The sequence below is a fragment of the Klebsiella sp. C349492 genome (genome assembly GCF_042055345.1).
Lineage (GTDB): Bacteria > Pseudomonadota > Gammaproteobacteria > Enterobacterales > Enterobacteriaceae > Klebsiella > Klebsiella scottii.
Window position 1 is genome coordinate 919,563 of record NZ_JANQCE010000002.1, and the last position, 21,773, is coordinate 941,335.

General features: G+C 57.0%; 22 protein-coding genes. 9 read left to right on the plus strand and 13 right to left on the minus strand.

The window, feature by feature from the left end:
• Positions 1-9 precede the first annotated feature (9 nt).
• Positions 10-1,020, minus strand: coding sequence for a GntR family transcriptional regulator (locus NWP14_RS11950; RefSeq protein ID WP_095095885.1), 1,011 nt, complete (start codon positions 1,018-1,020; stop codon positions 10-12).
• 319 nt (positions 1,021-1,339) lie between these two features.
• On the opposite strand from NWP14_RS11950, the gene NWP14_RS11955 reads away from it, so the two are divergent.
• The 9 genes from NWP14_RS11955 to NWP14_RS11995 all read left to right on the plus strand — a co-directional run bounded on the left by NWP14_RS11955 (position 1,340) and on the right by NWP14_RS11995 (position 10,340).
• Positions 1,340-2,737: an amidase family protein gene (locus tag NWP14_RS11955; protein WP_375215361.1), complete on the plus strand. Its 1,398-nt coding sequence runs from the start codon at positions 1,340-1,342 to the stop codon at positions 2,735-2,737.
• Positions 2,738-2,748: 11 nt separating this feature from the next.
• A complete protein-coding gene (locus tag NWP14_RS11960; RefSeq protein WP_346431779.1) occupies positions 2,749-3,630 on the plus strand; it encodes a polysaccharide deacetylase in 882 nt (293 codons plus the stop codon).
• Positions 3,631-3,661: 31 nt separating this feature from the next.
• Positions 3,662-5,035, plus strand: coding sequence for an MFS transporter (locus NWP14_RS11965; RefSeq protein ID WP_095095892.1), 1,374 nt, complete (start codon positions 3,662-3,664; stop codon positions 5,033-5,035).
• A gap of 9 nt (positions 5,036-5,044) precedes the next feature.
• The gene (locus NWP14_RS11970; protein ID WP_375215362.1) at positions 5,045-5,821 is read left to right on the plus strand and encodes an SDR family NAD(P)-dependent oxidoreductase; all 777 of its coding nucleotides are present in this window, start codon (positions 5,045-5,047) and stop codon (positions 5,819-5,821) included.
• Between the two features lie 9 nt (positions 5,822-5,830).
• Positions 5,831-6,577: an SDR family NAD(P)-dependent oxidoreductase gene (locus tag NWP14_RS11975; protein WP_375215363.1), complete on the plus strand. Its 747-nt coding sequence runs from the start codon at positions 5,831-5,833 to the stop codon at positions 6,575-6,577.
• Between the two features lie 10 nt (positions 6,578-6,587).
• Positions 6,588-6,902 (plus strand): hypothetical protein, encoded by a 315-nt coding sequence (locus NWP14_RS11980; protein WP_375215364.1) that lies wholly within the window; start codon positions 6,588-6,590, stop codon positions 6,900-6,902.
• A complete protein-coding gene (locus NWP14_RS11985) occupies positions 6,889-7,911 on the plus strand; it encodes a CobW family GTP-binding protein (RefSeq protein WP_375215365.1) in 1,023 nt (340 codons plus the stop codon). Before NWP14_RS11980 ends, NWP14_RS11985 begins: the two co-directional genes overlap by 14 nt.
• 4 nt (positions 7,912-7,915) lie before the next feature.
• On the plus strand, positions 7,916-9,106 hold the full coding sequence (locus NWP14_RS11990) for a PotD/PotF family extracellular solute-binding protein (RefSeq protein ID WP_095095907.1): 1,191 nt from the start codon (positions 7,916-7,918) through the stop codon (positions 9,104-9,106).
• 355 nt (positions 9,107-9,461) lie between these two features.
• Positions 9,462-10,340, plus strand: a complete 879-nt coding sequence (locus NWP14_RS11995; protein WP_375215366.1) for an AraC family transcriptional regulator — start codon at positions 9,462-9,464, stop codon at positions 10,338-10,340.
• A gap of 43 nt (positions 10,341-10,383) precedes the next feature.
• Here the strand turns inward: NWP14_RS11995 and NWP14_RS12000 are convergent, their stop codons facing one another.
• From NWP14_RS12000 to NWP14_RS12055, 12 genes are all read right to left on the minus strand, one after another.
• Positions 10,384-11,904: a carbohydrate porin gene (locus tag NWP14_RS12000; protein WP_375215367.1), complete on the minus strand. Its 1,521-nt coding sequence runs from the start codon at positions 11,902-11,904 to the stop codon at positions 10,384-10,386.
• 88 nt (positions 11,905-11,992) lie between these two features.
• The gene (locus NWP14_RS12005; protein WP_095095914.1) at positions 11,993-12,325 is read right to left on the minus strand and encodes an L-rhamnose mutarotase; all 333 of its coding nucleotides are present in this window, start codon (positions 12,323-12,325) and stop codon (positions 11,993-11,995) included.
• On the minus strand, positions 12,318-13,244 hold the full coding sequence (locus tag NWP14_RS12010) for a dihydrodipicolinate synthase family protein (RefSeq protein ID WP_375215368.1): 927 nt from the start codon (positions 13,242-13,244) through the stop codon (positions 12,318-12,320). The genes NWP14_RS12005 and NWP14_RS12010 overlap by 8 nt, the downstream gene beginning before the upstream one ends.
• A gap of 102 nt (positions 13,245-13,346) precedes the next feature.
• Positions 13,347-14,651, minus strand: a complete 1,305-nt coding sequence (locus NWP14_RS12015; RefSeq protein WP_331835617.1) for an MFS transporter — start codon at positions 14,649-14,651, stop codon at positions 13,347-13,349.
• A 61-nt stretch (positions 14,652-14,712) separates the two neighbouring features.
• Positions 14,713-15,582: an amidohydrolase family protein gene (locus tag NWP14_RS12020; protein ID WP_331850516.1), complete on the minus strand. Its 870-nt coding sequence runs from the start codon at positions 15,580-15,582 to the stop codon at positions 14,713-14,715.
• Entirely contained in the window at positions 15,579-16,529 is a 951-nt protein-coding gene (locus NWP14_RS12025; protein WP_157349071.1) for an aldo/keto reductase, read from the minus strand. Before NWP14_RS12025 ends, NWP14_RS12020 begins: the two co-directional genes overlap by 4 nt.
• 17 nt (positions 16,530-16,546) lie before the next feature.
• Positions 16,547-17,698 carry a mandelate racemase/muconate lactonizing enzyme family protein gene (locus tag NWP14_RS12030; protein WP_375215369.1) on the minus strand — a complete coding sequence of 384 codons (1,152 nt, stop codon included), beginning with the start codon at positions 17,696-17,698 and terminating at the stop codon, positions 16,547-16,549.
• Complete coding sequence (adhP, locus tag NWP14_RS12035; RefSeq protein WP_331835613.1) at positions 17,695-18,741, minus strand: alcohol dehydrogenase AdhP; 1,047 nt, start codon at positions 18,739-18,741, stop codon at positions 17,695-17,697. Before adhP ends, NWP14_RS12030 begins: the two co-directional genes overlap by 4 nt.
• 12 nt (positions 18,742-18,753) lie before the next feature.
• Entirely contained in the window at positions 18,754-19,254 is a 501-nt protein-coding gene (gene rbsD, locus NWP14_RS12040; RefSeq protein WP_095095929.1) for a D-ribose pyranase, read from the minus strand.
• 5 nt (positions 19,255-19,259) lie between these two features.
• Positions 19,260-20,189 (minus strand): ribokinase, encoded by a 930-nt coding sequence (locus NWP14_RS12045; protein ID WP_375215370.1) that lies wholly within the window; start codon positions 20,187-20,189, stop codon positions 19,260-19,262.
• 57 nt (positions 20,190-20,246) lie between these two features.
• Positions 20,247-20,948 (minus strand): deoxyribose-phosphate aldolase, encoded by a 702-nt coding sequence (deoC, locus tag NWP14_RS12050; protein ID WP_095095935.1) that lies wholly within the window; start codon positions 20,946-20,948, stop codon positions 20,247-20,249.
• A 389-nt stretch (positions 20,949-21,337) separates the two neighbouring features.
• Positions 21,338-21,754: a hypothetical protein gene (locus tag NWP14_RS12055; RefSeq protein ID WP_375215371.1), complete on the minus strand. Its 417-nt coding sequence runs from the start codon at positions 21,752-21,754 to the stop codon at positions 21,338-21,340.
• Positions 21,755-21,773: the final 19 nt, after the last annotated feature.

Here is a 21,773-nt window from a genome sequence, read left to right on the forward strand (position 1 = left end):
GCTAAGTTACTATTTTGGTTCCATAAAATCCGGGAGAACGGGTACCGGCAGCACGGAAAGGACTTTTAAGCGCTGCAAAGTTCGGACCTGGGCGCGTTCGAGATGATCTTTCAGGCAGGCTGCCGCCAGGGGCCAGTTTCCTTTCAGCAGCATGCCATACACCAGAGCGTGTTCCTCCAGCGTGGTTGTTTCCACCGGGATAGCAAGTAAATCGTAGAAGATGCGCGTGACGATGAAGGGGGACTGATGCTGACGCAGGATTTGCATCATCAACTTATTACCGGCAGGTTCGAGGCAGCGGACGTGCAAATCCTCTTCAAGTAATTCCAGCTCCGTGGCCGTCAGCTGCCGGCCTTTGTATTTATGCGTCTTTTCCAGCATGGAAGCAATCCACTCCGCCTGGAGGAGAGGGCCAGCCTTGCAGAGCGCCGCGGGTTCGAGGCTGGCGCGGATCTCAAAGTGATCCGCGATTTCTCGAGCGGTAAGCGGTCCCGTCAACCACTGTGAATAGGGCTCTTTTTCTACCAGTCCCTTATCGCGCAAGCGCATCAGGCTTTCACGGACCACCGACCGACTCACGTTGTAGTACAGCGCCGCCTTTTGCTCATTAACCTGATAACAACCGAACACCATCGCGGTTGAAAGCACGATCTGCAGCCCTTCCAGTACCTTCTCCCCGCTGGTGCGAGTGTCCACCAGCGCTTGCTGCTCGTTAAGCCCGAACAATTCTCGCGTTAAGGCAATACGCAAGGGTTCTACGGCTTCCGCATCCTGCGCCACAATAAAGCCGCGACCCTCAAATCGGGTAATCAGACCTTCTTCATGTAACAGACTTAACGCCCGGCGCACCGGTACCCGGCTGGTGCCGAATAGTTGCGCTAACGGACCTTCCAGCAGCACCAGGCCCTTAGGCACTCGCTGCTCTATCAAGGTGTGACGTAAAAACTGCCGAATGACTTCATAGCGCGCAGAGGCGGTTTCTTCCGTTGCCGCATGCGAAGGGTTTGTCTGCATGACCATATTTTCGATCCTTACCTCATCGCACTTACCTTATCACATCCTGCTCAATGACATAGCTATCCGCATCGCTGGCACCGCCGTGGTGCAGAATGCCCTTTAATGGACCATTGATAACAAAATACATTTTGTTCCATGTCGTGCCGATCCGGGGAAGCAGGAGCAGAGGCCGCAACAGCTATGGTTTATCTCCATGATATTTAATGATTAATACAAATATAATACACTTTGATCACATTTTGGTCACTTATTTGTCGTTTTATTGGCATTTGTTTTGCTATGTTTAAATGGATTTTTAATTAAATATACATTTAAGGTGAGCATGAACGCCAACACGATCCGCCAGCAGTTCCAGCAGGGCCAACTCGATGCCTGCTCTATTGCCGCACTGTTTGCCGAGGGCCAGCTCTCACCGCTCGATTTCACCGACGCATGCCTGGCGGCGGCGGAGAAATCGAGCGGCATTTTCATAACTCTGACTCCCGATCGCGCTCGTAAAGAGGCGGCGGCGTCGGCGCGGCGCTGGCAGCAAGGGGCGCCGTTGAGCGCGCTGGACGGTATCCCCGTCGCCTGGAAGGATCTGTTTGATATTGCGGGCACACGCACGACGGCAGGGTCGGCAACCCGCCGGAACGCCCCGGCGGCCGTTTGCGACGCCGCGCTGGTGGCGCGTCTGACCCAGGCGGGGATGGTCACGATGGGTAAAACCAACCTGAGCGAATTTGCTTTCTCCGGACTGGGCATTAACCCGACGTTCGGCACCCCGGCCCTGCTGGCGGCTGACGGTGAAGAACAGGTCCCGGGCGGTTCTTCCAGCGGCGCGGCCAGAGCGGTAGCGCTGGGGCTGGCCTGCATTGCGATGGGGACGGATACCGCGGGTTCGGTACGGATCCCGGCGGCGTTCAACGGCGTGATGGGGTATCGCTCCAGCCGTCAGCGCTATGACGCGAGCGGGGTGTTCCCTCTCGCCGATTCGCTGGACACGCTCGGCCCGCTGTGCCGTAGCGTTCGCGATGCCCGCGCGCTGGATGCGATTCTCTGCGGCGTGGAAGAGGAGACGTACCCGGCTCCGGCGCTGGTTGTTGATTCTCAACTTATGGACGCCGCTGATGCTGCGGTCCGGGAACAGGGCTATCGCCTGCTTTCGTCCCTGGCTGCCGCAGGTATCGCCGTGGAGTACCGGCGGCTAAACGCCTTCCATGATGCGCTCGCCTGGATTGCGGCGCACGGCTGGCCGGGGGCCGTTGAGGCTTTCCAGCTACATGCTGCGCTGCTGTCATCGCCTGCGGCGGAAAATATCGATCCGTTTATTCGTCGCCGCCTGATGGCTTCCGGGCGCATTGACCCGGCGGTGCTAACCACGTTTTTGCGCCAGCGGCCGCTGTGGCAGCAGGCGCTGGCCGATGAGCTCAATGGTGCGGTGCTGGTGACGCCGACGGTGGCGCATACCGCGCCGCGCCTGGCGCCGCTGGTTGCGGATGCGGAGGCTTTCGCCGTGGCCAATAGCGCGACGCTGCGTTTGACCATGCCCGGCAGTTTGCTGGATATGCCCGGCGTCGCGTTGCCGAGCGGGGTGACGGCTAACGGGCTGTTCACCAGTCTGCTCTTCTCACTACCGACCGGCGAGGATCGCCGTCTCTTGATGGCCGCCAGTGCGGTATCCGACCTTCTTGCGCAGCGGCATGCCGCCTGCGCTGACCCGTTGTATCTCAACTCTTAAGGAAATGAAATATGGCCAAAGACATCCTTTGCGCGTTTGGTGTAGACGTTGATGCCGTTGCCGGCTGGCTGGGTTCGTACGGCGGGGAAGATTCGCCGGATGATATCTCGCGCGGTCTGTTCGCCGGCGAGGTGGGGGCGCCGCGGTTGCTGAAAATGTTCGCGGAACAGAACCTGCGCACCACCTGGTTTATCCCGGGCCACTCGATTGAGACCTTCCCGGAGCAGATGAAAGCGGTTGTTGATGCCGGGCATGAGGTCGGGATCCATGGCTATAGCCATGAAAACCCGATTGCGATGACCCCGGCTCAGGAGGAAGCGGTACTGGATCGCAGTATCGAACTGGTGACGAAGTTAGCGGGTAAACGCCCCACCGGCTATGTGGCCCCCTGGTGGGAGTTCAGCAACGTGACCAACGAGCTGCTGTTGAAAAAAGGGATTAAATACGACCACAGCCTGATGCACAACGACTTCCATCCCTACTACGTGCGGGTTGGCGACAGCTGGACCAAAATCGACTACAGCCAGCATCCGGACGCCTGGATGAAGCCGCTGCAGCGTGGTGAAGAGACTGATTTGGTGGAAATTCCCGCTAACTGGTACCTCGACGATCTGCCGCCGATGATGTTTATCAAAAAATCCCCCAACAGCCACGGCTTCGTCAATCCGCGCCATCTGGAGGAGATGTGGCGCGATCAGTTCGATTGGGTCTATCGCGAAAATGATTACGCCGTCTTCACCATGACCATCCACCCTGATGTTTCCGGCCGTCCCCAGGTGCTGCTGATGCTCGAGCGCCTGATTCAGTACATCCGCAGCCACGAAGGGGTGCGTTTTGTCACCTTTGATGAGATTGCGGACGATTTCAAGGCGCGCGAACCGCGCTCGGCATAATGTCATTTAACCCCGACCGAGGGATTACGCTATGAGCATTTTTAAGAAAACCTCCGTAAACGGCTGGCAGCCGCAGCAGTTGACTATCAAGGATGTGAAATTCGCCACCTGGATTGCATTTTTTGCCTGGGTTTTTGCTGTATACGATTTCATTTTGTTTGGTACTTTGCTGCCGGAAATAGGCGTGCATTTTGGCTGGGACGAGGTTGAGCAGGCGGAAATCGCCACCTGGGTCGCGGTTGGCGGGGCGGTAATCGCGCTGGCGATCGGCCCGCTGGTGGACCGCCTGGGTCGGCGGATGGGAATTGTTATTACCGTCGGCGGCGCCGCGCTTTGCTCATTACTGACCGCCGTAGGCGGCTCCTGGGGGAAAGGCGCGCTCACGGCGATTCGCTCAGTCGCCGGGTTGGGGTATGCCGAGCAAACGGTGAATGCGACATATTTATCCGAGCTATATACCGCCATTGACGACCCGAAGCTCAATAAGCGCAAAGGCTTTGTCTATAGCCTGGTGCAAGGGGGATGGCCGGTGGGTGCCCTGGTGGCTTCGGCGCTGACCGCTATTCTGATGCCGATTATCGGCTGGCAGGGCAGCTTTATTTTCGCCGCCTTACCTTCACTGATTATCGCGGTGTTGGCGTTAAAGCTGAAAGAGACGCCGCAGTTTCAGGTGCAGAAAAAGATCCAGCAGCTGCGCGAGCAAGGCAATGTTGCCGATGCGCGCCAGGTGGCGGCGGATTATCAGGTTTCCTGGGAAGAGCATCACCGCGGCGGTATCGCCGCAGCCTTTCGCGGTCCCTCGCTGCGCGCCACGCTGGTGCTGGGTGCGGCGGTGCTGATTAACTGGTTCGCCATTCAGATTTTTAGCGTGCTGGGCACCACGGTCATTACCAAAACTCACGATGTCTCCTTTAATAACTCGCTGCTGATCTTGATTCTGTCGAATCTGGTGGGCTATTGCGGCTACCTGGCCCACGGCTGGCTTGGCGACCGGATTGGCCGGCGTAACACCATCGCGGTCGGCTGGATGCTGGGGGGGATCGCTTTTGCCGGCATGCTGTTCTGCCCGGACAACTTTGCCACGATCGTCGCGTTGTACAGCATTGGATTATTTTTCCTGATCGGTCCCTATGCCGCGGCGCTGTTTTTCATTAGCGAAAGCTTCCCTACCGCGATCCGCGCTACGGCGGGCGCACTAATCGGCGCGATGGGGCCGGTCGGGGCGATTATCGCCAGCGTCGGTACTACCGCCGTGCTGAGCCACGGCGGCAACTGGCAGGATGCGGCGCTGTGGTTCGGGGCGGTTCCGTGCTTCATCTCCGGCATCGTGATGTGGTTTGCGCGTGCCGATATGCAGAGCGCGGCAGCAGTCAAAAATGCGGTTAACACTGAGCCTCAAATTTAAGGAGCGATTATGCACATGACGATTTCCAGCCAACCTGTCGCCGCCATCAGCGGCGCAGCGAGCGGTATTGGGCTGGCGTTAGCGACGCTGTACGCCCGGCGCGGCGTTCGCGTGATTGCGGGCTACTACCCTGACGATCCGCATGACCCTGCCGCCGCCGCGGCTCAGGTCGAGGCCGCCGGAGGGGAGGCGCTCTGGCTGCCGCTGGACGTGGCCGACACCGCGTCGGTGGATGCGTTTATCTCCCAGGGGGTGAACCATTTTGGCCGTCTTGATTATGTTATTGCCAATGCCGGGATCTTACGCTGTTCGCCGATTGAAGAGATGAGCGACGAGCGGTGGAACGCCATGCTTAATGTTGATTTGACGGGCGTGATGCGTTGTTTTCGCGCCGCGGCCCGACATCTGGGGGACGGCGCTAGCCTGGTGGCTATTTCGTCGATTGCTGGTGGCGTCTACGGCTGGCAGGAGCATGCGCACTATGCGGCGGCGAAGGCTGCCGTGCCTGGGATCTGCCGTTCGTTAGCGGTTGAGCTGGCTCCGCGAGGGGTCCGCTGCAATGCGGTTATTCCCGGCTTGATTGAAACGCCGCAGTCGCTGGATAAACAGAACTCTCTTGGGCCGGAGGGGCTGGCGAAAGCCGCGAAATCTATCCCATTGCAGCGGGTGGGGCGTCCGGAGGATATTGCCCGGGTGGTGGCCTTTCTGACCAGCACAGAGAGCAGTTATCTGACCGGACAAAGCCTCATTGTTGATGGCGGTCTGACCGTTCGTTGGCCTGATTAAGGAGTCAGTATGCTACTGCAAAACAGACGTTGCGTTATCACCGGGGCGGCCAGCGGAATAGGCGAGGCAATCGCCGTGCTGTTTGCCTGCGAAGGAGCGCGGCTGGTGTTGACCGACCGCGATAGCGATAGATTGTCCGCCGTGGTTGAACGCTGCCGACAGTCAGGGGCGGTATGCCAGGGCGTCGTCGCCGATGTCGGCGAGGTCGCCGGGGCGACCGCCGGGGTTGATGCCTGTCTTGAATACTATGAAGGCATTGATGTGCTGGTCAACAACGCGGGTATGCTGACTCAGGCGCGCTGTCGCGACATCACGCTGGAGATGTGGGAAACGATGATGGCGGTGGATCTGCGCAGCGTGTTTCTGGCGAGCCAGCGTGCGCTACCGGCGATGCTGGCACAGCGATGGGGGCGCATTATTAATATTGCCTCCCAGCTGGGCATTAAGGGTGGGGCTGAGCTGTGTCACTATGCGGCGGCGAAGGCGGGGGTGATTGGCCTGACAAAATCACTGGCGCTGGAGGTCTCTTCCGGCAACGTGCTGGTGAACGCTATCGCGCCTGGGCCGATTGATACACCGCTCATCGACGGGATTAACCAGGCCTGGAAGGCGGCGAAAGCGGCAGAGCTGCCGTTGGGCCGCTTTGGACGAGCGGAAGAGGTGGCGCCGGTGGCGTTGCTGCTGGCCAGCGAACCCGGCGGCAACCTGTTTGCCGGCCAGACGCTGGGCCCTAATTCTGGCGATGTAATGCCCTAAGGAGCCCAAAATGTGTGGTGTTTGCGGTCTGCTTGACAACGGGCCGCAGTGGAGCGATCCGCTGCGGCAGGATATTCCCCAGCGCCAGCTGCGTTTGCAGCAGCTGGCGCTGCTCAACCGGACTCTGAAGCCCTGGCGCCTCACGCTGACGGAGTTTCACGGCAGCTGGCTGCTGACCAGCCCAACGGGGCAGCAGGTGCTGGTGCACTCGCTTGACGTATTGTGGAAAGAGGCCGAAAAAATGCTCCACCGCGCGGTCGACCCGCTGGATGAGGGCTGGCTGGCCGCGCTGGACGCGACGGGGAGGGATGATGTCTTACGATGAAAAATTACCCCTACATGTATTGAGCGGATTCCTTGGCAGCGGCAAAACGACGCTGCTTAAAGGCTGGCTGGCTCAGCAGAATCTCAACGATGTCGCCTTACTGGTCAACGAGTTTGGCGAGGTCGGTATCGACCATCATCTGCTGAATGAAGTTGCGCCGGATACGGTGCTGCTGCCGAGCGGCTGCGTATGCTGCCAGATTCGCGGCGAGCTAAAGGCTGCCCTGTTGGATCTCTATGAACGCCGGACCCGCGGCCTTATCCCGGCATTTCATCATGTGGTGCTTGAGACCACCGGGCTGGCCGATCCGGCCCCCATTCTTTCCACGCTGCTTCACGATCGGCAGCTGCAGAACCATTTTGTGCAGGGAACGCTGGTTACGCTCGTTGATGCGGAACATGCTCGTCATCAGGCGGATAGCCAGCCCGAGTGGCTGGCGCAGGTTAGCGCGGCGGATAAATTGCTGGTGAGCAAAAGCGATCGCGTCCCGACGGAAGAGGCGGCCGCCCTGCGGCAGTGGCTGCGGCAGCTGAATCCGCTGGCGGAGTTGGGGGATACCCGGCAGGCGCTGGATGCGCCAGCGTGGTTATTCCGCAGCGAAGTCGTTCGCGGCTCCCCCGAGCAGCGCGTTCGCTGGCTGGGCGCTTGCGCGGAGAAGACATTTACGCTGATGCCAACCCCCTACAGCGAGGCGCATCCGGCGACGCAGACCTGCGTAATTTCGCTTGAACGGTCGTTAAACTGGCCGGCATTTGCTATCTGGCTATCAATGCTATTACATTGCCATGGGAGCGCAGTCCTGCGGGTGAAGGGGATTTTGCGCGTCAGCGACAGCGACTCGCCAGTGGTGATCCACGGTGTGCAGCATACGCTGCATCCGCCGGTGCATTTACGTGACTGGCCGGGAGTGCTGGAAAGTTCAACGCTGGTCTTTATTTTGCGGGGGCTTGAGGCCAGCTGTTTACAACAGGCCTTCAGCCGCTATATGCATGTATTACAGGAGTCCTGAAGGGATGAATTCAGCCGCGATAATGCGCCCCCCGCTGACGCTTCGGGTGCTTGGTACATCGGTGACGTTGCTGGAGATGCTGCGCATACGCGCGGAGCAAGAGCTGGGGATTAACATCGAATACCTGCTGCACAGCGTTGAGGACGCGCAGCGTATCGCAGTCATGCAGCCGGAAAGTTACGATCTGTACGATCAGTGGTTTCATAATATCGATTTTGTCTGGCCAGCCCGCGCTATTCAACCTCTTGAAATTAAACGGTTGAAATACTGGGATGAGGTCAACGAGCTGGCTAAATTGGGCACCTTAACCGGTGAGCTTGCCGACGGCAGCGTCCCGTCCCAGCGCTTGTACGTCCAGCGCGATCTCCATTTGAGCAGCCAACCGAGCGATCGCATTAGCATGCTGCCGCTGACGCATAACGCCGATAGCTTTGCCTATCATGTCGACCGTCTTCCTGATGCGCTGCGCGGCGAAGAGGAGAGTTGGGGGTGGCTGCTGCATCCTGCTCTCACCGGGGCGGTTGCGCTGCAGGAGGATGCGGCAATGGGGGGCATTGATGCGGCCCTGGCTATGCAGGGGGCCGGGATGGCGCGCTTTTCGGATATCGGCAATCTGTCGCTGGAAGAGATTGATGTTCTGACGGAGGAGCTGACACAGCTCAATCGCCAGGGGCACTTTGCGGCGTTCTGGTCGACTCAGGAGCAGGCTTGCGACTTAATCGATAACCGGCACGTGGAGGTCCAGAGCCTGTGGGCTCCTATCTATTTCCGTCGCCACTTTCACCAGCGGGGCTATAAAATGGCGCACCCGAGAGAAGGGTATCGCGCATGGTACGGCGGGATGTCGTTATCACGCTGCGTGACCGGGAGCATAAAAGATGCGGCATACGAATACCTCAACTGGTGGCAGTCCGGCTGGCCCGGCGCGGTAATGGCCCGGCAGGGATATTACATCTCCAATCCACAGCGAAGTCGCGCCCATCTCTCACTGGCTGAATGGGATTTTTGGTATGGGGGAAAACCTGCCGCTGAGCTGCTATTTGATGCGCATGGCGCGCCGCTGATCCCTGTGGGCGAGATCCGTGACGGCGGAAGTTACGCGCAACGTATGGGACATATTGCGGTGTGGAATTCGGTTATGGATGAACATAATTATCTGACGAGGCGCTGGCAGGAGGCCATGTTAAAGAACTAACCCTATTCTAAGGGAGTAGATTCTCATCAATCCTTTTCTTTAATTGGTTGACTGCGTACTACGCTGGAAACCGTTAAACAACGATCTCATCATTCAGGGGGAGAGCCGGAAGGGAAAACGTTGCCCTGAGGCAGGCCGGCATTGTGACACCAGCCATGCGCCGTGGGGCTTTCCTGACGCGCTGAGTGAGTGTTAAAGATGGCTTTTGGGGGAAAATCTTCGACGTAGAATTCATCTGTTGCTTTGTTGTGAGATAGCTCAAAAATCCATAACGAAACCGGCCTGAATTTCCGCATACCGTGTCACGATAGATATTCATACGCTTGATGAATATTGATTGTGTAGGGAGCGGCATATGAATTCACTCGCGCAGCGAACGCAGGTCATCGAAAACTGGTATCGGGAATCCGATGATTTTTCGACGCTGGTTAACTATCGGGTTCTCAGGGCGGGGCATATCCGGACTAACGCCAATTTTCATATTCAGCGCCAGTCCGTTGTCGGGCATGAGCTTATATATTGTCTCAAAGGGCGAGGCGTTGTTCGCCTGGAAAATAATCTTCATCATGTGCAGGAGGGGAATCTCGCCTGGCTGCCGGTAAGATGGCCGCATGAACACTATCCGGATAGCGCCGAGCCTTGGGAAATATTATGGCTGAGAATAGATAGTTCAAAATTAAATAGCATCATGCATATTCTCAATGTTCTCCAGGCGCCCGTTTTTACCTTTCAACAGCCGGAGAAGGTAACAGAAATTTATTATCAACTCTTCGGCTTAATGAAAAGCCATACGCTGGTTTCGGACGCGCACTGTGATGCGCTGTGCGCCAAACTTATTTTTACTTTGCTGGAAAACCGCAGTCAGGAAACGGAGAAATCTCCGGTGATTACCCATCGGGGACTGGGGCATCTTATTTATCAGATCCACAGCCACTATAATGACGAGTGGGATATTGGCAAATTTATGCAGTATTGCCAGGTCAGCAAGTCGCAGTTATTTCGCCTGTTTCAGGAAACCTTCAATCAGAGCCCGTTAAAATGGCTAAAAAACTATCGCCTGTCCCAGGCCCGGCGCTTACTGGTGGAAACGAATGACACCATTGGCAAAATTGCCGGGCAGGTGGGCTATAACGATCCGCTGCATTTTTCGCGTGATTTTCATCGTGCGGTTGGGGTTTCGCCCAGCGAGTTTCGCCGCCAGGAGAGACAGCTGTCGGACGGATCGGCAGAATAAACCAGCAGGTGTTCGGCTTTGCCAGAAAGCCGAACACCTTCGATCAGAAGAAGGTTTCCATCTGAATACCAAACGACCACTCTCCACCGGAGGTGAAGCCTTTCTGGCCCAGCGTATCGTTCGGACTGTAGTTATCCAGCGCCTTATCCCAGTTCATCCAGGTGGCAAAAACGCGCAGCTCCGGGCGGGTGAAGAACGGCGAAATATCATCCGGGCGGAAGGTTGGGGCAAAGGTGAGTTTATAGAAGTTGCCGTGTACCTTCTGGTACTGCTGATAGCCGTTGGGGTCGAGATCCATATACTGCCACGTGGCCTCATAGCCTAAAGCGAAGTTTTGCGTAATGTTCTGCATCAGGCGGCCGTTGAGGGTTATCCAGCGGTAGTCGTCGCCCTTGACGTAGCGATCGCGGCTAGATTGCGCAAGGACCGAGGGGGCAAAATCCCAGTCGGGGGCCAGATTGACCATCCCATAGCTAGCAAAACGCAGGGTGCTGGCATCGGAGAGTAGCGCCGGGTCGGTGCCGATATTTTTCACCTCCGCGCCCAGACCTTGTCCCCATGACAGCACGCTGCGCGTTTCCCCCTGCGTCAGCCCATAGAAGCTATCGCCCTGATAGCCGAGCAGGACGGTGTAGCCTTTATTGGCGGCGTTAAAGACTTTATAGCCGCTAAGCGTTTCCCGTTGCTCATTGTCCTTTGCCTGCATGCCGCTGACAAACAGCTGTACCGGGCCAAAATAGTTGTTGGCGGTAAGGATATAGTTCTGCACATCATTATTGACTACGTCGACATCGCCGAAGCTGCGCCCGATAAAAGAGAAGTTGCTGCGCGTATTCTCCGACCAGCGAACGTCATAAATGCCGCCTCCGGTACCGTTGAGCGCCACGAATTTGGAGTCGAGCCACGGAATTTCAAAGTTATCGCGATCGACGCGCTTGCCGGCCCACAGCGTGGTGTCCTTAAGCGGCCCGCTAAAGCTGGGCAGAGAGGCGATTTCGGCAAACGCCTGACTGACGTTTAAGGTGCTGGAATCAGCGGTCCAGTCGTTATAGCTTTTTTGCTGGTCGGCGATCATGGTCATAAAGCGGGTGGTCGCGCCATTATCCAGGCGCTGTTTTTTCTCCAGATAGACTTCGACATAGGTGTCCGGCTCGTTCCCCAAACGGCCAATTGCGCCGCCAGTTTGCCCGGCCGGGGTCATAAACGGTCCTCCCTGTGAATGGCGGGCGTTGTGGTTGGTCATCATCCCGGAGCGCGCATAGCCGTGGAGTTCAAAATAGCCATTATCATCAGGAGTGATTTTTTCAATTTTTTGCGTACGGGTTTCAAGATCTTCGACCTTTTGTTGCGCCTGGTGCGAACCCGCTTCCGTTTGTTTTAGCTGGGTTGCTAATTGTGCATTTTTTTGCTCTGCCACCGCGGCGCGATTTTCCGCCTGCTGAAGCCGTAATTCCAGCTGATTCAGGCGTTGTTCGATACTGACATTCTGTGCGGAAAATGCGTAAGGGATGGTCATGATATTTATCAGGCAGAAACCTGGTAGGGTCATAGAGGTTATTTTCATCTTATTCTCATTAGGTCACTATCATAAATAAAAGTGCAGGGAACCCTGCGCCAGTAAAATAACGCAGAGGGGGTATTTATTTTTTCTATTAATCGAGGTGGTAAACTTCTTCCATTTCAGCCCACAACGAGCCTTCCGGTTCGCCGTCGAGAGGCATCTGGCATGGCCCGGTCTCCTGCCACCATGCCTGGGTTTTTAAATGCGCGGCCATTTTCTTTTGGTCAGCTTCGTAATCGTCGCCGTCATACTCCAGATAGCTGAACAATAATCCATTTTTATAGTAAATAGAGAAGTTGCGTAAATGGCACTCTTTAATCATGGCATTGACTTCCGGCCAAGGGTTAGCGTGAAGCTCTTTATAATAATCGAGCTTTTCTGGACGGACTTTAACCACACAACCAAAGCGGCGAACTTTACTCATCGTTGTCATCCTTATTAATAACGTGGGCACGTTGCAGAATCTGTTTAATTTCTTCTTGCATTTCGTTTGTTAATGGCGACGCGGGAGGTAGCGCATAGACAGGAATATCCACGCCGGTCAGCCGGAGGGCATATTTCACGGCATTATAGAATGGCACATCGATAGCGTAGAGCGGCGGGATCCACGAAAGAGACTGCTGCAGGGCCACCGCTTCGCTAAGATCGTGACGATGCCAGGCGCGAAGTATTCCGCAGGCGAGCTGCGGCGCAAAGTTGGCGCTGGCTGGAATAGCGCCGTCACCTCCCAGAATCAAGGTCCCCAGTAGATATTCGTCATAGCCGGCAAACACCGCGAAATCCGGGCGTAGGGGCTTGACCGCGTGCAGGGTTTCTCTGATATGCGAGAGCGTATCGACGGTATCTTTCAGGCCCACGATATTCGGGCAGCTCAGCGCCAGGTCTTTGATAACCGACGGCGGGATCGACTGACCGGTAAGCGCCGGGAAGTTATAGAGAATGATGGGGAGCGGCAGGGCGTTAGCAATCGTCATGAAATGGCGCACCAGATTGCTTTCACTCAGAGGACTGTACCAGGGGTTAACCACCACCACACCGTCTGCGCCAGCCTGTCGCGCATGCAGTCCGACCTCGATTGTCTGCTGAGTGCCGCAGCAGGCGATGCCGATCAAAACGGGTTTTCTCCCACCCACCTGGGTGAGACAGAATTCTGCTACATGACGCCGCTGGGTATCGGACATATGGGCAAATTCCCCCGCGCTGCCGAGGAAAAAAAGGCCATCTACCGGCGATGCCAGCAGGTGTTCAATTAATATTGCCTGGGCGGATTCATCAAATTCTCCCTGCGCATTAAATAGCGTAGGTACCGGGGGAATGACCCCGTGGAAAAGAGGCTGAGCCATTGTATTCTCCTGTGAAAATTACCGGGAATCCCGGTATCAGGCGCAGGCGAGGGCCTTCACACTCATTGCTGAGCGCGCTCTCGCCTGCATATAACGCGTTATTTATTTAACGGATTTAATCGGTAATACAAAAAACGATGAAGCAAAGACGAAAACAATAGCGGCAATAAATAGCGATGAATAATCATTATTAAACGTTGCCAGTAGCCATGCGGATAATATTGGGCTGAAAGATTGTGGTAATACGGTAGCAATCGTCAGGATCCCCATATCTTTACCGGCCTGTTTACCGCCGCCCGGCAGCACCTGAGTCATCAGCGCCATATCGATGGAGGTATAAGCGCCATAGCCCAGCCCCATAATGGCGGCATAGATATACATTCCGGTCAGCGTCGGCATAAACAGAGGAACGCATAAACCAGCGGCCATCAGCAGAGTTGAGAGGAACACAAAGATTTTTCGCCGTTGCAGTTTGTCGGAGATGATGCCGGAAACCAGACCGGAGAAAAGCAGCGTCACCAAAGTGATGACCGAGATGGTGCCGATAGCATAGTTAGAATCTTCGACGCTTAAGCCAATGAAATCTTGCAGAATATACAGCTGGTAAGTGACCACGCCTTGGTAGCCCAGATACATGGCGAAGCGGCCAAAGAATGCCCAGCCAAAATCAGGGTATTCGCGTGGGCTGACCCAGAAGTTTTTGAAGAACGTCCCCCAGCGGAAGGGTTCAACCTCCATGGCTCGGGTCGAAGGTTCGCGGTTGATCAGCACAAAGGCCACGCAGCAGGCGGCGATAGCCAGTGCGAAAACCAGGTACCCCAGCTGCAGGTTCCAGGCCAGATAGCCGGCAAGAATAATCCCCACCGTGCCGCCGGCGGTGGAACCCGCGCCGACGAAGCCGGAAGCGATACCGCGGTTCTCCGGTAAGAATCGGTCAGCGACCACCGTCGCCAGCGGGCCGTTCATGCAGTTCAGCGAGACGGCAGCCATTAACCAGAACACCGCAATGCCGGCGATAGTGGTTGTCATGGAGATGCCGAAGATAGCCAGCCCGCCGATTAATGCACCGCCAACGATAAACGGCGAACGGCGTCCCCATGTCGAACGGCAGCGGTCGGATAAGGCTCCGGCAATCGGCTGAGCGAAAATCGTAAACAGCAGCGCCGAAGTCATGACGATAGCCAGGTTGTTAGCTTTATTTTCCGGGTCGATTTGCGCCACGTGATTGGGGAGAAGAACCGAGATAACCCCGCAGTAGAGCGCCAGCAGAACAAAGAAATTAGTAAACAGCGAGGCCAGCAGAATATTTTTCTTACGCCCCGTCACCATAATGTTATTTGCTGGCGACGTGGTTTGCGACCGATCGTCAACCTTGCCGCCGGGTAATGAATTGATATTATCGGACATGCTTATTTCCTCATTATTATTCAGTAGGGTGAATTGAAATAAACGTCATCTGACTCAGTTTTTATTTATTTTCCCCTCCTGATTGCATCAGGTAAATACGGCGCGCGTTTTCGCCCATTACCGCGTTAATGTCCTCGGGAGATAAGTGGGCAATGGCCTCGGTCACGCAGGTTTGCCAGCGCGCGTAGCCACCCGCCAGTTCGACTACCGGCCAGTCGCCGCCGAATAAACAGCGCCGTGGGCCAAATACCGCTATTGCCTGTTGGATCCAGGGCCGCAGCTGCTCCGGCCGCCAGCTTTGCCAGTCCGCTTCTGTCGGCAAGCCAGAGATTTTGCATGCCAGATGAGGAAAGGCGGCGAGAGCGGTAAATGCGTCCAGCCAGGTCTGCCATTGGGCGTCAGCGATAGCCGGTTTTCCCATATGATCCAGCACGACCAGGGCTTCAGGCGCGCGTTGATACAGCCACGTCAATAAATCGTGAAGCGCGGTCAGTTGAGATGCCCTGACGCACATATCCAGCACAAAGCCTTCGCGGGCCGCCGCCAGTAAACCCTCGCGATAACCGGCGTGATAAAACAGATCCAGCGGCTCATTGTGCAGGGAGCGCCGGATGCCCACCACGCGCGGCAATTCACGTAAATGGCGCAGATAAGGCGCCACGGCGTTGCCCGTTTCCAGCGGCGCCCAGGCGACAATTCCGGCAAGTTTAATCGCGCTGGTTTCAGCCAGCTGGTTTATCCACGCCACCTCCTGGAGCGCCTGCTGCTCGGCGCAGTCGGCCTGAACTACGATGGCCGCTTCCGGGGACTTCGCCACTTCCGCCAGCTGAGCGGGCAAAAAGGGCCGGTTAAGCGCCGGGAGTTCCTGCAGCCAGTCGTAGCGCAGCACGCGCGGATCCCAGAGATGCAGATGGCTGTCGAAGGTGCTCATTTTTGCGCTTTCCCTCCGTTGCCCGGCAGCAGATCCCAGCCAATATTGAGTACGGGAGCCATCAGCTCATTGATTTGAGCGAGCAGTTCCGGGTCAAGCGGCTGCGTGCACCAGCGGATATTATCCAGCATATTGTCGGCGCTGGCGGTGCCGATTACCGTGGAGGCAATGCCGTTATCCGCTGCGGTGGTGAGCGCAAACTGGAGAGCAATCTGGGCAATATTCACGCCGTGGCTATCGCACAGGGTGGACACCTGGCGGCAGATAGCCTGCACATCCTGATGCGCCGGGTGCCAGTCCGGCGCGCCGCTGCGGGTCAGCAGCCCCATCGCCAGAGGCGAAGCGTTGAGTACGCCAATCCCTGCCTGATTCAGCCGCTGCGCTACCGAGCCCAGCCGCCGGTCCTGTAAGCTCCAGGTACAGTAGGCCATCACGGTATCCACTTTTTGCTCACAGGCGACGCGCTCCAGCAGGGCAAGATCGTAGCCGGTGATACCGACGTGGCGTACGACGCCGCTATCGCGTAGCTCCCGCAGCGTCGGCAGCGCTTCATCCAGCAGTTGCCCCATATCACCGTATTCAATGTCATGGCACTGAATCACATCGATATAGTCGCTGCCCAGACGGGTAAGACTTTCATCGATGCTGCGCAGGGTGGCCTCGCGGGAGAAATCCCACTGGCTGTCGCCGTAGCGCCCGACTTTCGTCGCCAGGGTATAGCTGCCGCGGGGTACGCCTTTTAGCGCGACGCCCAGGGCGGTTTCCGCTTTGGTCAGCCCGTAATAGGGGGCAACGTCGAAATAGTTCACGCCGTGGGCAAGGGCCGTCGCCACGGTTTCGTTAGCCTGCTGTTGCGATACCGGGTGATAAATGCTGCCCAGAGAGGCCGCACCCATCGCCAGCACCGGTACCTGAATTCCCGTGCGTCCAAAAGGTACTGTTTTCATTATTCGCTCCATTATGATTAATCGTCGACGGGCGTCCGCAGGCTCAGGCGCAGCCCCGCGCGTTCGGGCCTGACGTGCGGGCCCTGAGCTATCGTCCAGTTGCCGTCGTTTTGCTGTTGCTGTAATGCGTTTTCATCAATGGCGATCCCGAGCCCCGGTTCGTTGCCCAGTACGATGCCGCCGTTTTCGATGCGCTGATCCACGCGTAATCCGTTCGGGAAGGTGAGATCCTGTATCTCGCAGCTGAGATGGTTGCTGACCGCCGCCGCCGCGTGGGCCACCGGATTGGCGTTGTAGCCGACCGGGCTGACCGGCAGGCTAAACGCCTGCGCCAGGTTGGCGACGCGCAAAAAGTGGGTGATGCCCCAGCACATGCCTGCCTGAAGGACATCCACTGCATTCTCTTTCAGCAGCGGCAGAAATTGTTCCAGGCCGGTGAGGTTCTCCCCGGTAGCCACCGCGCAGCGCACCTGCTGGCGAATGGCGGCGTGTCCGGCGGCGTCCCAGCGGCGCACGGGTTCTTCAATCCAGCTCAGATCCAGCGCTTCCTGCAAACGACTGACGTAGCGCACTGCCTGTTTCGCGCTCATCGATTCGTTAACATCAATCATCATCACCGGCGAAGGGCTGTTAGCGAGATACACTTCGCGCACCGCCAGCAGGCGCTGTAAATCCTGTTCAACGTCGAGGCCGCCCTTGAGCTTAAAGGCGCTGAATCCACGCTCGGCGAAACGCTGATGGAGCGCGGTTAACGCCTCCAGCGACAGCGGGAAATCCAGCCCCGAAGCATATCCGGGGACGAACGGGCTTCTCGCGCCGAGCAGACGCCAGAGCGGCTCCCCGGCGCATTTGGCCTTCAAATCCCACAGCGCCATATCGACGACACCGATCGCCCCAAAAACGCTGCCCGCATGGCCGCTTTTAAAGACCCAGGCCTGCATTCGGTCGTAGAGCGCCGTCACCGCACGCGGATCTTCGCCTTCGATGGCGGGGAAAATGCGCGCAATATCCGCATGTCCGCCGACGCCGATACCGCTAATGCCCTCATCGGTTTCGAGGATCAACACCGGGACTTCAGTGACGCCTGAGGTGAGGGTGCCGTTGACATCGCCAATCGGCCGCCCCCAGCGGTGCCAGGTTTTCAGCGTGCGCCAGCCGGTAATCTTCATGCGCCTGACTCCTCTGTTTGCCGCGACGTGCGTAAATCAATCACCATGCGTCCCTGGATGGTGCCGTTGTCCATCTCGTTAAAAATGGCATTGATCTCTTCCAGCCTGCGGGTCTGTACCACCGGGCGAACGCGTCCGGCCAGCGCGTGCTGAAAAGCCTCCGCCAGATCCTGGCGGGTGCCCACCAGGCTGCCGACTATCTGGATACCATCGAGTACGGTTTTGACGATATTCAGGTCCAGATCGCCCGGCGGAACGGCGACGCAAACCACTTTGCCCGCGGCGCGGACGCTATTGACGGCCTGGTGAAAGGCGGCGCGCGCCACGGCAACCACCACGGCGCAATGGGCGCCGCCATCGGTGATCTGCTGGATGCGTGCGGGAACGTCGTCCCGGCTGGGGTTGAGGGTAATTTCCGCACCGCACTCGCGGGCGAGCGCCAGCTTGTCGTCCTGCAAATCGATGGCGATAACGCGGGCGTTAAAAACGTGGCGGGCAAACTGGATCGCCATATTGCCCAAACCACCGGCACCCCAGATGGCCAGCCACTGTCCGGGACGAACATCGGAGACGCGAATGGCTTTGTAGGTGGTCACGCCAGCGCAGGTAATGCTGCTGGCAATCAGCGGGTCGAGGCCTTCGGGGACTTTTACCGCGTAGTCGGCTTTCACGATGCACTGCTCGGCCATCGCGCCATCGACGCTGTAACCGGCGTTTTTTACGCTGCGGCAAAAGGTTTCCCGACCGCTGACGCAGTATTCACATACTCCGCAGCCTGCATAGAACCAGGCGATACTGACCCGATCGCCGGGCGTCAGGCTGGTCACGTCGTCGGCGACGGCGCGAACGATGCCGATCCCTTCATGGCCCGGAACCCGACCGGGAACGGGGCCAAAATCGCCCTGCACGACGTGGAGATCGGTATGGCAGACGCCGCAGCACTCCACGTCCACCAGCGCCTCGCCGGAAGCTAAAGGACGAACCGCCATCTGACGAATCTCAACCTGGCCTGGATGACGTTCACTGACTACTGCTGCTTTCATCATTGCCTCCCGTCAGCTCAGTTCTGGTACAGCGTTGTCGGTCATGCGCTGGCGTCGCGCGACGTAAGCGGGCAGGGGCTGCACGCCTGAATCGTCGGTAAACCAGGCGAAAGGATCGGTGCTGGCGACGAGAGCGAAATTCGCCCATGGCTCGAACGATCCGGAGCGAATAACCAGCCTGGCTTTGTGCGCGATCTCGTGGCACAGCGTTTCGTGGCTGGCAGCGTAAAACGCCGCGCCAGAGCCGGTATAGATAGTTTGTACTTCGCGATACAGCTGCGGGTGGCAGTCGCGGACTTCGCTGGCAAAATGCACTTCTTCAACGAAAATCTCCGTTCGCAGCACGCGCAGGATGTCGCGGACATCGACGGTGCCGGGCCACAGTCCGAGGTCGATACGGTTCGCTCCGGCCGGGATTGGAAACCCTGCGTCGGTTACCAGCACGATATCGGTATGGCCGAGCGTCGCCAGAGCGGCGGCAAGTTCAGGGTGTAAGATTCTATCGGGTCTCATTGTTATTATTCCTCGGTCACGACGTGAGATTGCAGAAATGCGTCGACATCGGTGCGGTATTTATAAGAGGGGACGGTTTCCCAGTCAGAGCAGCACAGGGCCGCCGCGGCGTTGGCGAACAGTACCGCTTTGCTTATCGGCAGGCCCTCATCCAGCGCCACCGCGAGGGAAGCGTTAAAGCTGTCGCCCGCGCCGTTGCTGTCAACCACATCCACCTGGCAGGACGGGATCTCCTGAGTGGTTTGCGGGCCAAAAACGGCGGACCCCGCTTCGCCCAGCGTCATCACCACATAGCGGCAGCCGGTTTCAAGCAGCATACTGGCGATTTCCCGGTTGCTGCGGGCGTCGTCCGGCGCCAGGCCCAGCGCGACGCGGGCTTCGGTTTCATTGGGCGTCAGGTAGTCAATGGCGCTCAGGTCGAGGCCGCGCAGGTCTCTGGCCGGAGCCGGGTTGAGAATGGTGATTTTATCCAGTGATTTTGCGCGTCTTAGCCCGTAGAGCGCGGTTTCCAGCGGGATTTCCAGCTGAGCCAGCGCCACGCCACAGCTCTTTATCTGATGCAGAGCGTTATCCACCAGCGCCGGGGTAAACAGTTTGTTGGCCCCCATATCAACCACAATCACGTTGCGCGCTTCTTTATCTTTAATAATCAGGCCAGCGCCGGTCGGCAACTCGTTGGTCAGCGTGAGACCGTCGATATTGATCCCTTCCTCAAGCATCAGCTCAACAAACTCATTGCCGAACGTATCTTTACCGACCACGCCGCTATAGACCACATCCGCCCCCAGGCGGGCGGCCTGCACTGCCATATCGGAACCTTTGCCGCCCCAGGTCTGACGAAAGTCATGTCCGATTAGCGTCTCACCAGCCAGCGGTATGCGTTCGGCCGTCATCACCAGGGCTTTTGCATAACTGCCGAGAATAAATACACTCATCACATACTCCTTAAATTGTGCGGGCGTAGTACCGCCGTTACCGGCGGTACTCTTCGGTTAATAGGCGTTGATGTCGCCGACCAGACCTTTCACCAGCTCAGGGCCGGAACTGGTGCCAACCAGCTCTGCGCCTGCGACGAACATCTCTTTCATCTTCTCAAGCGTGTTCACTTTACCGGATACTTTGACCCGGCAAGGGGCCTGGATATTGGCTTTGAGAAGTTGGACATCTTCTACCGTTGCCGCGCAGCCGCCTTTGCCCCAGCCGCTGGATTGTTTCACCCAGTCAATACCTGCTTCGTAGGCGTAGCGGGTGGCTTTGATTTTCATCACCTCTTCGGTGATAAAGCCAAACTCCAGCATCGCTTTGACTTTCATTCCCAGGTCATGGGCAATGTGGGTCACCTCTTTCAGCTCGTTGAAATAGAGGTCATCCATTCCGCCGAGCAAAAAGCCTGGGTTGGGCGGGAAATCAAATTCATCGGCGCCTTCTTTTGCCAGTTCTCTCACCACGGCGACTTTCATTGCTGTCGTATCGTTGGCCTGGGGGAAGTTCACGGTGGTGGCAACGCGAATACCGGTTCCTTTCAGGACGTCTTTGGCGACGGCGACCCAGCACGGCGCGATCATTGCCGCATCAAACTGATACTCCATACAGATGTTGAGATGCTGAATAAGCCCTTCGCGGGTCAGGTCCGGGTTGACGTTGGTGAACTGAATGGCCTTTGCGACCTGGCGGGGATCATTAAAATCGATCATGTACCACTACTCCTGTTGGCTGAAAAAACATAGATTACGATGTGAATGACATGGGCTTACTGTAAGGAGCTGGCGGAAAAGGCGTGATAGGCAAGAGTCCCGGCCATATGGACAGAATTTTCAGACGGATAATTTTGTGAGGGAGTTGGCAAAATGAGCCGGCGGACAGCGCAGGAAAACGGTTGAGGAGGGCGGGTTGCAATCAGGCAAAAAAATAAGGAGTTTCAGAATGCCTGCCAGGCATTGCTCGTTGGAGCCTTATAGTCGAGGCTTATTCAATTGATATGGCTTGTTTTGTCGGCCGGGCAAGGCATGGGCCTCCACCCGGCAGAAATACGATGATAATAGATCCGGTCTCGCAAAATCTTTCTATACGATAACGCCCGGTTTTATTTTATTTTGAATTTCCCTTGCTTCCACTGTTTGATCGTATTCGCTTTTGCCGCAGCGCTCTGGATATATCCTATCCCCCACGAGCCAACGCCATACTGATAAATTTGGTTTTTATAGGCACTTTCGGCTGTCGCCTCATGGGCGTAGGGAGCCACTGTACCCTGAAATGCCATAATCCCTTCGTTTGTTCCAAAGTCAGGCCAGTCGGTGACGAACTTTTTAATATCATCAGCCCCTTTGCTGCAGGCCGCAATCAGCTCTTTATAGGGGGTTGCCGAACCCTCTTTTTTTAATGCTTTGGCATTGTAATCGCAGTTATATTCGATATAAGCGGCAACGGCTTTGTCATAATCTTTATCAGCGAGTGCTGGCTGGCTGAGGATGATTAGCGCCAGCAGGTATTTTTTTTCCATTTTGCAAACTCTCCATAAT